The organism is Micromonospora sp. NPDC005220 (assembly GCF_040607895.1).
Lineage (GTDB): Bacteria > Actinomycetota > Actinomycetes > Mycobacteriales > Micromonosporaceae > Micromonospora.
The window spans coordinates 118077-132036 of the sequence record NZ_JBEXHP010000006.1; the positions used below are offsets into that span (position 1 = coordinate 118077).

At 71.2% G+C, this 13960-nt stretch carries 7 protein-coding genes and 2 pseudogenes; 6 read left to right on the top strand and 3 right to left on the bottom strand.

The window, feature by feature from the left end; all coding sequences use genetic code 11:
- The first annotated feature begins 52 nt into the window (after positions 1 to 52).
- The 5 genes and pseudogenes from ABZU52_RS04710 (at position 53) to ABZU52_RS04730 (ending at position 5300) form a co-directional block, all read left to right on the top strand.
- A complete protein-coding gene (locus ABZU52_RS04710) occupies positions 53 to 454 on the top strand; it encodes an Asp23/Gls24 family envelope stress response protein (protein ID WP_354969724.1) in 402 nt (133 codons plus the stop codon).
- A gap of 149 nt (positions 455 to 603) precedes the next feature.
- Positions 604 to 857 (top strand): annotated as a pseudogene (locus ABZU52_RS04715) (hypothetical protein).
- Positions 858 to 962: 105 nt separating this feature from the next.
- Positions 963 to 2651 carry a methylmalonyl-CoA mutase family protein gene (locus ABZU52_RS04720; protein WP_354969725.1) on the top strand — a complete coding sequence of 563 codons (1689 nt, stop codon included), beginning with the start codon at positions 963 to 965 and terminating at the stop codon, positions 2649 to 2651.
- Between the two features lie 225 nt (positions 2652 to 2876).
- Positions 2877 to 3797, top strand: coding sequence for a tetratricopeptide repeat protein (locus ABZU52_RS04725; RefSeq protein WP_354969726.1), 921 nt, complete (start codon positions 2877 to 2879; stop codon positions 3795 to 3797).
- Positions 3798 to 3863: 66 nt separating this feature from the next.
- Positions 3864 to 5300 carry an arginase family protein gene (locus tag ABZU52_RS04730; protein ID WP_354969727.1) on the top strand — a complete coding sequence of 479 codons (1437 nt, stop codon included), beginning with the start codon at positions 3864 to 3866 and terminating at the stop codon, positions 5298 to 5300.
- A 156-nt stretch (positions 5301 to 5456) separates the two neighbouring features.
- Here ABZU52_RS04730 and ABZU52_RS04735 read toward each other — a convergent pair whose 3' ends face one another.
- A complete protein-coding gene (locus ABZU52_RS04735; RefSeq protein WP_354969728.1) occupies positions 5457 to 7421 on the bottom strand; it encodes a penicillin-binding transpeptidase domain-containing protein in 1965 nt (654 codons plus the stop codon).
- A gap of 290 nt (positions 7422 to 7711) precedes the next feature.
- Here ABZU52_RS04735 and ABZU52_RS04740 point away from each other — a divergent pair, with 290 nt between their 5' ends.
- A complete protein-coding gene (locus ABZU52_RS04740) occupies positions 7712 to 12793 on the top strand; it encodes an NAD-glutamate dehydrogenase (protein WP_354969729.1) in 5082 nt (1693 codons plus the stop codon).
- A 73-nt stretch (positions 12794 to 12866) separates the two neighbouring features.
- Here the strand turns inward: ABZU52_RS04740 and ABZU52_RS04745 are convergent, their stop codons facing one another.
- Complete coding sequence (locus ABZU52_RS04745; RefSeq protein WP_354969730.1) at positions 12867 to 13568, bottom strand: class F sortase; 702 nt, start codon at positions 13566 to 13568, stop codon at positions 12867 to 12869.
- 1 nt (position 13569) lies between these two features.
- Positions 13570 to 13960 (bottom strand): annotated as a pseudogene (locus ABZU52_RS04750) (hypothetical protein); the annotation flags it as partial.

The following is a 13960-nucleotide window of genomic DNA, read 5'->3' on the forward strand; positions in this document are numbered from 1 at the left end:
GCTCGCACCGCCCCACGGCGGTGGGGGCTGGCGCGAGAGCAGGGGAGCGGGCATGGATCACGAGGCGACGCAGGAGCTGAGCGCGGCGACGGTGCCGGCTGGCGGTACGACGCACGTCTCCGACGAGGTGATCGAGAAGATCGCCGTCGCGGCGGCCCGCGCGGTGCCCGGGGTGGCGGAGCTGGGTGGGGACGTGGCCCGATTCTTCAACTCCGTCCTCGACCGGGTCGGGCTGGACCAGGTGGGCGACGCCCGGCGGGGCTGCTCGGCACACGTGACCGGCGACGCCGCAGTGGTCAACCTGGTGCTGGTGATCCAGGCCGGTCAGCCGGTTCCCCAGATCACCAGCGAGGTGCGGGCCCGGGTCACCGAGGCCGTCGAGGCGTACGGGCTGCGGGTCGACGAGGTCAACATCCGGGTCGACGACGTGGCGATGGGTGGTCCTACGGTGTGAAGACCACGCAGATCGCATGTGCCCCTCAATAACCCCGCAAGGGTCTGCCAGACGTGCGGACACCGGCGCGACCGCGGGAGGCGGTTGAAAGGGTAGATCTTGGACAGTTTCCGTTAGCAGCTAACGGAAAGTGTCCAAGATTGCCAGCGATGGCGGGTGAAGCGGCCCGAGGTCGTGCCGCACGGGAGCGTTTGGTCCCTGTCGCAGCCGGAGGTCGACTCGCCGCGACACGTCCCCGACCGACGGGCGTCGGCGGTCAGGTCCCGGTGAGACCACCGTCTCGGCCGAGGACGACCAGTGCGTACGCCATCGGGTTTTCTGTGACCTGCGGCTCGTCGGCGGCCGGCGCTGCCGGCTGCGGGCCGACCACGACGGCCCGTGCGCCCGCCGGGCGGTCCGGTGACCCGCGCCGCCGACGTTACCCATGGGTACGACGTGACTTAGTGATCGTTCAGGTGAGGGCTCTACACTCGACGTGCAGTCGAGGACCCGAGGAGGAGCCCTGCTCATGGACGCCGACGAGATCGACGCCGGACGGGCGCGCTGGCAGGCCCGGTACGACGCCGCGCGCAAGCGGGACGCGGACTTCACCACGCTCTCCGGAATGCCGGTGGAGCCGGTGTACGGACCGCCGGAGGGCGCCACCTATCCGGGCTTCGAACGGATCGGCTGGCCGGGCGAGTATCCGTACACCCGGGGTTTGTATCCGACCGGCTACCGCGGGCGGACCTGGACGATCCGGCAGTTCGCCGGCTTCGGCAACGCCCAGCAGACCAACGAGCGTTACAAGATGATCCTCGGCGCCGGTGGCGGCGGCCTCTCGGTGGCGTTCGACATGCCGACGCTGATGGGCCGCGACTCGGACGACCCGCAGGCGCTCGGGGAGGTCGGCCACTGCGGGGTGGCCATCGACACCGCCACCGACATGCAGGCGCTCTTCGACGGCATCGACCTGGCCGGCGTCACCACCTCGATGACCATCTCGGGCCCGGCCGTGCCGGTGTTCTGCATGTACCTGGTGGCCGCCGAGCGGCAGGGCGCCGACCTGTCCAAGCTGGACGGCACCCTGCAGACCGACATCTTCAAGGAGTACATCGCGCAGAAGGAGTGGCTCTTCGACCCGGAGCCGCACCTGCGCCTGATCGGCGACCTGATGGAGTACTGCGCTCGGGAGATCCCGCGCTACAAGCCGCTGTCGGTCTCCGGCTACCACATCCGCGAGGCCGGCTCGACCGCCGCGCAGGAGCTGGCGTACACCCTGGCGGACGGTTTCGGCTACGTCGAGCTGGGTCTCTCGCGCGGGCTGGACGTGAACGTCTTCGCGCCGGGGCTGAGCTTCTTCTTCGACTCGCACCTCGACTTCTTCGAGGAGATCGCCAAGTTCCGGGCCGCCCGCCGGATCTGGGCCCGCTGGCTGCGTGACGTCTACGGTGCGACCAGCGAGAAGGCCCTGTGGCTGCGGTTCCACACGCAGACCGCCGGGGTGTCGCTGACCGCGCAGCAGCCGGTCAACAACGTCGTACGCACCGCCGTCGAGGCGCTCGCGGCGGTGCTCGGCGGCACGAACTCGCTGCACACCAACGCCCTGGACGAGACCCTGGCGCTGCCCACCGACGAGTCGGCCGAGATTGCCCTTCGAACCCAGCAGGTGCTGATGGAGGAGACCGGTGTGGTCAACGTGGCCGACCCGCTCGGTGGCTCCTGGTACGTCGAGGCGCTGACCGACAAGATCGAGGCCGAGGCCGAGGAGATCTTCGCCCGGATTCGGCAGCTCGGCGGGGACGGGCCGCACCAGATCGGCCCGATGACGTCGGGCATCCTGCGCGGCATCGAGGACGGCTGGTTCACCGGGCACATCGCCGAGTCCGCCTTCGTCTACCAGCAGGCCCTGGAGAAGGGCGACAAGAAGATCGTCGGCGTCAACTGCCACACCGGCACGGTCGCCAAGGAGCTGGAGATCCTGCGCATCTCGCACGAGGTGGAGCTGGAGCAGCGCCGGGTGCTCGCCGAGCGCAAGAGCGCGCGGGACGAGGCGGCGGTCCGTGCCGCGGTGGCCCGGATGGTCGAGGCGAGCCGTACCGACGAGAACATGATCCCCGCCATGCTCGACGCGGTCCGCGCCGAGGCGACCCTGGGCGAGATCTGCGACGCGCTGCGCGCCGAGTGGGGCACCTACCGCGAGCCCGCCCGCTTCTAACTCCACCCCCGTCACCCCACCCCCCGGGATCCCTCCCACCCCGTCGATCTTGCACTTTTTGCGGCGACATAAGTGGCGAAAAGCGGCGTAACAGCGACAGAAACTGCAAGATCGACGGGCAGTTGGGGCGGGGGCGTGGGGGCGGGGTTGAGGTGGGGTGAGAGTTGCAACGTCGGGGTTGCGGGTGAGCTGAGAATCCGGGCTCACGTGCGAGACTAGGTAACCATGAGCGACCCACGGATCACCTCGTCGATCTTCACCCGCGGCGCGGTCGACCTCAGCACGCTGCGTGGCCCCGCACCAGCAAGTACCCGCCCCGGCACGCCCCCGCAGGGCGGCCCGTCCAACGGCCCCGGTGCGCCCACCGCCGGCGGTGACACCGCCATCGTGGACGTCACCGAGGCGACCATCCAGTCCGACGTGCTCGAACGCTCGATGGCCACGCCCGTCGTCGTGTTCTTCGGCGCGGCCGGCTTCCCGGAGAGCGACGAGTTCGCCCCGGTGCTGGAGCGGCTGAACGCCGAAGGCGGCGGCACCTGGGTGCTGGCCCGGGTCGACGTGCAGGAAAACCCCCGAATTGCCCAGATGTTCCGTGTGCAGGGCATCCCCATGGTCTACGCGGTCGTCGGCGGCCAGCCGGTCGACGCCTTCTCCGGAGTGGTGCCCGAGGCGCAGCTGCGGCAGTGGATCCAGGCCGTACTCAAGGCCGGCGGCGTGACCGTCGCCGAGCCGGAGGACCCCCGCCTCGACGAGGCGGACGACGCGCTGATGAGCGGCGATCTGGACGCCGCCGAGCAGGCGTACCGGAAGATCCTCGCCGACGCCCCGGCGGACGCCGCGGCGACGGCGGGGTTGGCCCAGGTCGGGGTGGCCCGCCGGGTGGCCGGCGCCGACCCGTCCGCCGCGCTGGCCGCCGCCGAGAGCGCCCCCGACGACGTCGACGCCCAGCTGCTGGCCGCCGACATCGAGGTGCTCAGCGGCCTGGCCGAGCAGGCGTACGCGCGGCTCGTCGGTCTGGTCCGGCGCACCGCCGGTGAGGACCGTGAGACGGTTCGCCAGCACCTGGTCTCACTCTTCTCCATCGCCGGCCCGGATGACCCGGCGGTCGCCTCGGCGCGTCGGGCCCTGGCCAGCGCCCTGTTCTGAGTTCGTAGCACGCCAGCGCGGGCCGGCGTTCCGGCCGGCCCGCCCGACCACCGAGGACGGGAGCTCATGATGCGCCGGATCGCCGTCCTCGACGCGCCGACAAATCTCGGTCTACGGCCGCCGACGCCTACGTCGGTCCCGGGTTGCGCCAAGGCGCCCGGGGCGCTGCGCGACCACGACCTGCTGGCCCGGCTCCGCGCCCGCGACGCCGGCTGCGTCACCCCCGCCCGGTACGACCCGGGCGACTGGCGGCCCGGCGACGGGGTCTGCCACGCCCGGGAGATCGCCGACTACTCGCTGGCCCTCGCCGAACGCATCGGCTCGATCATCGACCGGGGCGAGTTCCCGGTGGTGCTGGGTGGCGACTGCTCCGTGCTGCTCGGCTCGGCCCTGGCCATGCACCGCCTCGGCGAGGCCGTCGGCGGGCGGATCGGGCTGGTCTTCGTCGACGGGCACTCCGACTTCCGGCACCCCGGCAACGCCTCCTACGTGGGCGCGGCCGCCGGTGAGGACCTGGCCCTGGTCACCGGGCGAGGGCAGGCCGACCTGGCCGCGCTGGAGGGCCGCCGGCCCTACTTCCGCGACATCGACGTGGTGGTGCTCGGCATTCGCGCGCAGGACGAATACCGGCTCGACCTCCAGGCCGCCGGGATCACCACCCGCCCGGTGCCGGCGCTGCGGGCCGAAGGCGCCGCCCGGACGGCCCAGTGGGCGCACGAGCAACTCGCCGACTGCGCGGGCTACTGGGTGCACATCGACGTGGACGTGCTCGATCCCGCGGTGATGCCCGCCGTGGACGCCCCCGACCCGGGCGGAATCGCCTTCGCCGAGCTGGAGATCCTGCTCGCCGGCCTGGTCGACACCCCACACTGCCTCGGCGTGGAACTGACCGTCTTCGACCCCGACTACGACCCGGACGGCTCGTACGCGGCCGAGATCGTGAACACCGTTGTCGCCGGTCTGGCGCCGGTGACCGCCCCGGAAGCCGTACCGCCCCGACTGCTGTCGGCCCGGCCGACGCCCTCCCCGCGCCGCGGCAACGGCCGGGCCTCGACCGCCACCGAGCGTGTCGACCGTGCCGAGCGTCCCGCCCGCGCCGAGCGTGTCGAGCGGCTCGACGGGCTGGTTGGGATTGACGGGCTGGCCGGGCCTGAGGGGCTCGACCGCGTTGAGCGGGTCGCGGGGCCTGATGTCCCCGCCGACCTCGACTCCGCCGGGCTCGGGCCGGCCGCGCTCGGGCCGGGTGCACTCGGACCGGCCGCGCTTGGGCCGGCTGGCGGCGGCACCCCGGGCACGGTGCCTCGCGGCGCCCCGGCCGAGGCGGGATCGCCCGGCACGGGCGGACCGGCCCACCCGGAGCCATCGGGCGTCGCGGCCGGTATCGCGCCGCTGGTCGAGCGCGAACCGGTCGGCCCGCCGGCGTCGGCCGGCCCAGGTCTGCTCCGACGCATCTCTCCGTCGATTCAGAACCCGTCCGAAGGGCACGAAGCCGACACCGCCTGACCCGACTCTCGGCCACCTGTCCTTGATCGACTCGGTATCAGTGAATCCGGGGCGTCCGAGTGGCTTGGACACCCCAGTTTCACCGAAACCGAGTGGATCAAGGCCGAGCGGTGGCCTCCCCCTGGACGGTGGCCGGGGCCGCCGGGGTGGGTGAGGTCAGGTGGTCGGGAGGGCGCGGAGGAAGCGCTCGGCGATCGGGACGGCTGAGGCGGTGCTGGCCCCGCCCTTTTCCACGAAGACGGCGAACGCCACGTCGCCGCGCCAGCCGACGAACCAGGCGTGGGTGTGGGCCGGGTTGTCGTCGTACTCGGCGGTGCCGGTCTTGCCGTACACCTCGCCCGGGACGTCCTTGAGCGCGCTGCCGGTGCCGGCGGTGACCACCTCGCGCATCATCGTGCGCAGCGCCGCGACGGATTCCGGCTTCAGTTGCTCACCCGCCGGGGCCGGCTTGGCCGGCGCCGGGTCGATCAGCAGCTTCGGCTGCTCAAAGCGGCCGCGGGCGACGGCGGCGGTCGCGCCGGCCATGGCCAGCGGGCTGACCAGCGTGGTGCCCTGCCCGAACGACGCGGCGGCCTGCTCGGCCAGGCTGCCGCCGGTCGAGACCTTGCCGGTGAACGCGTCCGTGCCGATGTCCCACTGACCCTCCAGGCCCAGCGAGCGGCCGGCGGCGGCCAGCCCGTCGGCGCCGAGCTTCGGGGCCAGCGAGGCGAACGCCGTGTTGCAGGACTTGGCGAAGTTGGTGCGGAACGGCACCGACCCCAACTCGAAGTTGTCCGAGTTCTTGAAGGACCGGCCGTCCACGGTGAAGGTCTTCTTGCAGTCCACCGGCCCGTCCAGGGTGACCGCGCCCCGGTCCAGGAGGCCCAGCGTGCTGACCATCTTGAAGGTGGAGCCCGGCGGCACCTGGGCGTCGAAGGCCAGATTCTCCCCGGCCGGCCCGGGGCCGTTGGCCGCGGCGAGCACGGCGCCGTCGCTGATCCGGAGCGCCACCATTGCCGATCGGCGCGGCTCGGCGCGCAGCGCCCCGTCGGCCGCGTTCTGGACGGCCACGTCCAGGGTGGTCTTCAGCGCCTGCCCGGGCTGCGGCTCCCGGCGGAACAGCTCGGCGCCGGTGGGTTCGAGCTTGCCGTCCTCGGCCGGGCGCTCGACCACCACGGTCAGCCCGGGGCCGCCGCGCAGACGTTCGTCGTAGCGGCCCTGTAGCCCGCCGTGCCCGACCATGTCGCCGACGACGTACCGGTCGGGGTGCGCGGCGATGTCGTCGGCCTGCGCCGGGTCGACAGTGCCGAGCAGCGCACGGGCGAACTCGCGGGTGGGTGCCAGATCGATCTTGTCGGAGACGAACTTGGTACCGGGCAGGTCGTAGATCCGGGGCTTGATCTGCCGGTACGCCTCCTCGCGGAGCGACACCACCTCGACGAAGGCACCCGGCTCGGCCTTGGCCACCCGATCGGGCAGGTCGGCCAGGTCGACGCCGGGCACCAGCGCCGGGCGGATCGCCTTGAACGCCGCGTCGAGGTCCTTGACGAGCTTCTTGAGGTCGGTGACCGCGTTGGGCTGGACACCCACCCGGACCACCGGGCGAGGGGTCACCAGTGGCTTCCCGGCGTTGTCCAGCAACCCGGCCCGGGTGCCGGCGTCGCGCCGCAACGCCAACCGGTCACCCTTGGTGAGCTGCTCGTGCACCACCTTCGGCTCCCAGATCACCTGCCACTGATCGTCGTCGCCGTGGGCGAGCCGCACCTCCCGGTCGTACGCCCAGCGGGTCTGACCGGGCAGGGCCCACTCCACCTGGACCGTCGTGGTCGCGATGTCCTTCGTGATCTTCGGATCGCCACGACGGGTCAGCGTGGGCGGGGTGGCCGCCAGCTCGCCGGAGAGGTCCTTGATCTCGCGGGCCACGTCGGCCGACGGCAGTTTCGCGCCGAGCGGGTCGATCAGGCCGACCGCCTGGAGGTCACCGCTGCGCCAGCCGGCGAGGAAGGCGTCGACGGAGCGCTGCGGCCCGTCCTCACCCGAGCAGCCGACCAGGACCCCCGCTGCGAGCAGCGCCGTGGTGACGGCGGCGGCCAGCCGGCGGGCGGGGTTCGGCCGGTGGGGCCGGGGGTACGACAAGGGCATGAAGCTGGTCCTTCCGCTCTCGGACTGCCCTCGCACGGTAGTACGCGAACGGCGTCCCCAACGTCCCCAGGTGCTCGGCCGCGCTCAAAGACGGGCCGTGCTCCGGTGTGATGAACATCGCTTGGCGGGGTATCCCGCAGCCGGCCAACCTCGGACCCGCAACGGGTGAAAGGACAAAGTCCCGATCCGGACGTCCGGCCGGTGGTCCGCCGACGAAGGCGCAGAACGGCAGGGCCTAGGCTGGGCGGCAGAGTGACCCACAACGCGGTGGGTCGAGGGGAGTGGCACCGATGGACCGGCGTCCGGCGATCAAACCGGAACCCGACCTCCGGCAGGATGACTCCGGCCGGGACGATGACAGCTTCGATTCGGCGACCGACGGGGACGGCTACGGCCGACTCGACACGGGAGTCACCGGGCTGACCGGGTCGAGCATCGACACCATCTACGAGCTGGGCCTGCCGACCGAGGCGTTGGCCGACGACGTGGAGGACGCCGAGCTCGACGAACCCGTCCCCAACGCGGAGCGCCTGGTGGCCCAGGCCGTCGCGCTCGCCGGGGACGACCATGACGCGGCGACACTTGTCGGCCGTTTCTGGCGGTTCGCCCCGGACGAGGAGCTGGTCGGCTTCACGGCGGAAGAGATGCTCGACGCGGCCCGGGCCCACCGGGATCTCGCCCAGCAGCGGGTGCCGGGCGAGTTGAAGCTGCGGATCCACGAACCGCACGCGGACCAGCACCACACGGTCGTCGAGATCGTCACGGACGACATGCCGTTCCTGGTCGACTCGGTGACGGCGCTGCTCAACTCGTACCACCTCGACGTGCACCTGTTGGTGCACCCGCTGGTGGTGGTACGGCGTGAGCCGCTGGGCCGGCTCACCGAGGTCTCCGCGGACGTGGAGCCGGACGACGCGATCGCCGGCGACATCATCGAGAGCTGGATGCGGATCGAGATCGATCCGGTCCGGGACGCGGCCGAACGGGACCGGCTGCGCCGTGAGTTGCAGCGGGTGCTCACCGACGTGCGGGAGGCGGTGGAGGACTGGCCGAAGATGCGCCAGCGTGCCCTCGCGCTCGCCGACGAGCTGGCGTCCGCGCGTACGTCCGAGAACCGCCCACCGGTGCCGGAGAAGGACATCACCGACTCGGTGGAGCTGCTGCGGTGGCTCGCTCACGACCACTTCACCTTCCTCGGTTACCGCGAGTACCGGTTGGTGGACGCCGACGGCGGCGACGCCGGCGACCCGGTCGACGGCAAGGCGTTGGAGGCGGTGCTCGGCACCGGTCTGGGCATCCTGCGCTCCGACTCGCCGGAGGCGCGGTCGCTCTCCTCGATGACGCCCGAGGCGCACGAGAAGGTGCTGGAGAAGCGCCTGCTGATCATCACCAAGGCCAACTCCCGGGCCACCGTGCACCGCTCGGCGTACCTGGACTACATCGGCTTCAAGATCTTCAACTCCGCCGGTGACGTGATCGGTGAGCGGCGCTTCCTGGGCCTGTTCTCCACGGCCGCCTACCGGACCAGCGTCCGTGAGCTGCCGGTGGTGCGCCGCAAGGTGGCCGAGGTGCTGGATCGCTCCGGCCTGAGCCAGCGCAGCCACTCGGGCAAGGATCTGATCCAGATCCTGGAGACCTACCCGCGCGACGAGCTGTTCCAGATCAAGACCGACGACCTGTACCACGCGGTGATCGGCGTGCTGCGGATGGCCGGCCGGCGGCAGCTGCGGGTCTTCCTGCGTCGGGACGCGTACGGGCGGTTCATCTCCTGCCTGATCTACCTGCCCCGGGACCGGTTCACCACCCAGAACCGGCTACGCATGCAGGACATCCTGCTGCGTGAGCTGAACGGTGTCGGGGTGGACTACACCACCCGGGTCACCGAGTCGATGCTGGCGCGGGTGCACTTCATCGTCCGTACCGACCCGACGCGGCCGCCCGGCGACATCGACGCCGACCTGCTGGCCGAGGAGTTGGCCGACGCCACCCGGCTCTGGGACGACGACTACCGGCTGGTGCTGGAGCGCAAGCTCGGCGACGAGCAGGCCAAGCACCTGTTCACCAGGTACGCCGACGCGTTCCCGGAGGGCTACAAGGACGGGCACACGCCGTACGAGGCGATGAAGGACCTGGCGAAGCTGGAGCTGCTGGAGGAGCCCGGCCAGCTGGAGATGCACCTGTTCCGCAAGCAGTTGGCCCCCCGGCCCGGCACCCGGGTGCCGGGGGACGACCTGGCCGAGGCGATGGACGTCCGGTTCAAGGTCTACCGGTACGGCGAGCCGATGATGCTCTCCGCCGTGCTCCCGGTGCTGCACTCGCTCGGCGTACGGGTGGTCGACGAGCACCCGTACGAGGTGGACCGGATCGACGGTCGGGTCTACCTGTACGACTTCGGCCTCATGCTGCCCGAGGGGCATCACGAGCTGTCCGAGGTGCGGCCGCACGTGGAGAACGCCTTCGCGGCGGCCTGGCGCGGCGAGGCCGAGGTGGACCGGTTCAACGAGCTGGTGCTGCGCGGCGGTCTGACCTGGCGGCAGGTGGTGGTGCTGCGGGCGTACGCGAAGTACCTGCGGCAGGCCGGCACGGTCTTCTCGCAGGACTACATGGAGCAGACCTTCGTCGCGTACCCGAAGATCGCCGCGTTGCTGGTGGAGCTCTTCGAGACCCGGTTCGCGCCGGGCGAGTTGAGCACCGAGCAGCGGCAGCAGCGCAGCGGTGAGCTGGTGGAGACGATCCGGGGCGCGCTGGACGACGTGGCCAGCCTCGACCAGGATCGGATCCTGCGCTCGTACCTGACGCTGATCGAGGCGACCCTGCGGACCAGCTTCTACCAGAGGCGCGCCGACGGGCGGCCGAAGGCGTACGTCGCGTTCAAGCTCGACCCGCAGGCCATTCCGGACCTGCCCGCGCCGCGACCGAAGTTTGAGATCTTCGTCTACTCGCCCCGGTTCGAGGGTGTGCACCTGCGGTTCGGGCCGGTGGCCCGGGGCGGGTTGCGCTGGTCCGACCGCCGGGAGGACTTCCGGACCGAGGTGCTGGGCCTGGTCAAGGCGCAGATGGTGAAGAACACCGTGATCGTGCCGGTCGGCGCCAAGGGCGGCTTCGTGTTGAAGCAGAAGCCGGGCGACCGGGACGAGGCGGTCGCCTGCTACCAGGAGTTCGTCGGCGCGATGCTGGACGTCACCGACAACATCGTCAGCGGGCAGATCGTGCCGCCCGAGGACGTGGTCCGGCACGACGGCGACGACCCGTACCTGGTGGTGGCGGCCGACAAGGGCACGGCGACGTTCTCCGACATCGCCAACGAGATCTCCAAGGCGCACAACTTCTGGATGGGCGACGCGTTCGCGTCCGGTGGTTCCGCCGGCTACGACCACAAGAAGATGGGCATCACCGCCCGGGGCGCCTGGGAGTCGGTCAAGCGGCACTTCCGGGAGCTGGGCCTGGACACCCAGACCCAGGAATTCACAGTGGTCGGCGTCGGGGACATGTCCGGCGACGTGTTCGGCAACGGGATGCTGCTCTCCGAGCACATCCGGTTGGTGGCCGCCTTCGACCACAGGCACATCTTCCTGGACCCGGATCCGGACGCGGCCTCCTCGTACGCCGAGCGGCGGCGGCTGTTCGACCTGCCCCGTTCCTCCTGGGAGGACTACAACCCGGACCTGATCTCGGCAGGCGGCGGCATCTTCTCGCGGACCGCGAAGTCCATCCCGATCACGCCGCAGGTCCGGGCGGCGATCGGCCTGGACGACGACGTCACGCAGATGTCGCCGCAGGACCTGATGAAGGCCATCGTCACCGCCCCGGTGGACCTGTTCTGGAACGGCGGCATCGGCACCTACGTCAAGGCCTCCACCCAGACCAACGCCGAGGTGGGTGACAAGTCCAACGACGCGATCCGGGTGGACGGGCGCAACCTGCGCTGCCGGGTGGCGGGCGAGGGTGGCAACCTGGGCTGGACCCAGCTCGGCCGGATCGAGTACGCGTTGACCGGTGGCCGGATCTACACGGACTTCATCGACAACGCGGCCGGGGTGGACACCTCCGACCACGAGGTGAACATCAAGATCCTGCTCAACACGGCGGTGGCCGACGGGGAGCTGACCACGGCCGAGCGGGACGAGCTGCTGGCCGGGATGACCGACGAGGTCGCCGAGTTGGTGCTGCGGGACAACTACGACCAGGCTCGGGCGATCAACAACGCCCAGGCCCAGGCCGCCTCGCTGCTCCCGGTGCACCGCCGGATGCTCAACGAGTTGGAGCGTTCGGGCGGGTTGGACCGGGCGTTGGAGGCGCTGCCGCCGGACGAGGAGTTGGCGGTCCGGAGCGAATCCGGCCTGACCGCCCCGGAGTTCGCCGTGCTGCTCGCGTACGTGAAGATCGTCCTGGAGCGGGAGATCCTCACCGAGGGGTTGGCCGACGAGGAGTGGACGACCGACGTCCTGGTCAACTACTTCCCGACCCCGATGCGGGAACGGTTCGCCGACCGGATGGGCCGGCACCGGCTGCGCCGGGACATCGTCACCACCGTGCTGGTCAACGAGGCGATCAACCGGGGTGGCATCTCGTTCATCTTCCGGGTGGTCGAGGAGACGGCGGCCAGCGCGGCGGACGTGATCCGGGCGTACGTGGTGGTCAGTGAGGTCTTCGGCCTGCGCGACCTGTGGGACGCGATCGAGGCGCTGGACGACAAGGTGGCGCCGGAGCTGCAGACCAGCGTCTACCTGGACACCCGCCGGCTGCTCGACCGGGCGGTGCGCTGGCTGGTCTCCAACCGGCGCTCGCCGATCGACGTGCCGGCCGAGATCGCCCGACTGCGGGACGGGGTCACCCGGCTGCTGCCGGGGCTCGAGGAGCTGTTCTACGGCAACGAGCGCCAGGGCATCGCCGCGCACATGGACTCGATGACCGAGCGTGGGCTGCCCCGCGAGCTGGCGGAGCGGGCGACCCGGCTGATGTACAGCTTCGGTCTGATGGACGTGGTGGAGACCGCGAACGCCAGCGGGCGGGACGTCAGCGAGGTGGCATCGGTCTACTTCGTGCTGTCCGACCTGTTCCGGGTGGACTCGCTGCTGTCGAAGATCTCCCTGCTGCCGCGGGAGGACCGCTGGCAGACGCTGGCCCGGATGGCGCTGCGGTACGACCTGTACGCCGCGCTGGCCGCGCTCACCGCTGAGGTACTCGACTCCACCCCGGACGACCTGCCGCCGCACGAGCGGGTGCAGCAGTGGGAGCAGTCGAACGCCACCTCCATCCACCGGGCTCGGCGGGCAATGGGGGAGTTCGACGAGTCGCGGGCGGATCTCGCCGCCCTGTCGGTGCTGCTGCGCCAGATCCGCACCCTGGTGCGGACCTCCGCAGCCGCCTGAGTCAGGTACGCCGGACGCGGTCCGGCCGACCGGGGCACCCCGATCGGCCGGACCGTGTTTCGTTCGTCCCGGGTCACGCCGCCAGCGTGGCGAAGACGACGATGTTGTCCGTGTAGCTCTTGGCGGTCTTGTCGAACTCACCGCCGCAGGTGACCACCCGCAGGCTGGGCCGGTCGCTGGGTCCGTACACCAACTCGGTGGGGAAGGCCGTCTTCGGATACGACTTCACCGAGTCGACAGTGAAGGTCGCCGGCACTCCGTCGGCGCGACGCACGGTGATGGTGTCGCCTGGGGTGAGAGCGCCGAGGTCGAAGAAGACGGCCGGACCGAGCACCGCCGAGTCCACGTGCCCGACGATGACCGCGTTACCCGTCTCGCCCGGGCTCGCACCGGGCTCGTACCAACCGGCCAGGTTGGCCTTGTCCAGCGGAGGGACCTGGACGGTGCCGTCCGGGTTGGTGCCCAACGACATGATCGTCGCGTCGACACCGATCCGGGGGATCTCGATGCTGGTCGGTACCGAACGAGCCAACCCGGCCGGAGCGCCCCCCTGACCGACCGGCTGCCCGTCGACCGGGGCGTCGTCGGCGGTGCTCGCCGGCCCGGTCGCCTCGGGGCCGGCCTGGGCCAGCGGCTGCGGCGGTCGGGGAGTGGGCGTGGTCTTCAGGGAAGCGCCGATCATGCCGGCGCCGATCATGGCCAAGGTGACGACGACGGCCGTGCCGGCGGCACGCCACGGTTTCCCGTGACGGCCGCCGGCCGGTGTCGTCGTCACGTCAGACGAGCGAACCATCGGTCCGCCGACGACGCATCAGCACGATCCCACCCAGCGCGGCAGCGCCGAGCAGGCCCGCCCCGCCGGTGGCCATACCCCGGTCGGTGCCGGTGCTGACGCCACCGTCACCACCGTCGACACTGCCGTGCGGCAGGACGACGAGCTCGCCCTCGCCGCAGGAGCCCTTGAGCTCGTAGCGGCCCGGCTTGGCGTCCCTGTCGACCTTGGCTTCGCCGTAGTAGACGAACTCGCGCTTCTTGTCCCAGTCACGCTCGTCCGAGCCGCGCTCGTCCTTGCCGCGCTCGTCCTTGCCGCGCTCGTCCTTGCCGCGCTCGTCCTTGCCGCGCTCGTCCTTGCCGCGCTCGTCCTTGCCGCGCTCGTCCTTGCCGCGC

What these genes read in the sequence shown, in the direction of transcription:
- ABZU52_RS04710 (WP_354969724.1), top strand. Translation starts at nt 53, where the DNA reads ATGGATCACGAGGCGACGCAGGAGCTGAGCGCGGCGACGGTGCCGGCT.
- ABZU52_RS04720 (WP_354969725.1), top strand. Translation starts at nt 963, where the DNA reads ATGGACGCCGACGAGATCGACGCCGGACGGGCGCGCTGGCAGGCCCGG.
- ABZU52_RS04725 (WP_354969726.1), top strand. Translation starts at nt 2,877, where the DNA reads ATGAGCGACCCACGGATCACCTCGTCGATCTTCACCCGCGGCGCGGTC.
- ABZU52_RS04730 (WP_354969727.1), top strand. Translation starts at nt 3,864, where the DNA reads ATGATGCGCCGGATCGCCGTCCTCGACGCGCCGACAAATCTCGGTCTA.
- ABZU52_RS04735 (WP_354969728.1), bottom strand. Translation starts at nt 7,421, where the DNA reads ATGCCCTTGTCGTACCCCCGGCCCCACCGGCCGAACCCCGCCCGCCGG.
- ABZU52_RS04740 (WP_354969729.1), top strand. Translation starts at nt 7,712, where the DNA reads ATGGACCGGCGTCCGGCGATCAAACCGGAACCCGACCTCCGGCAGGAT.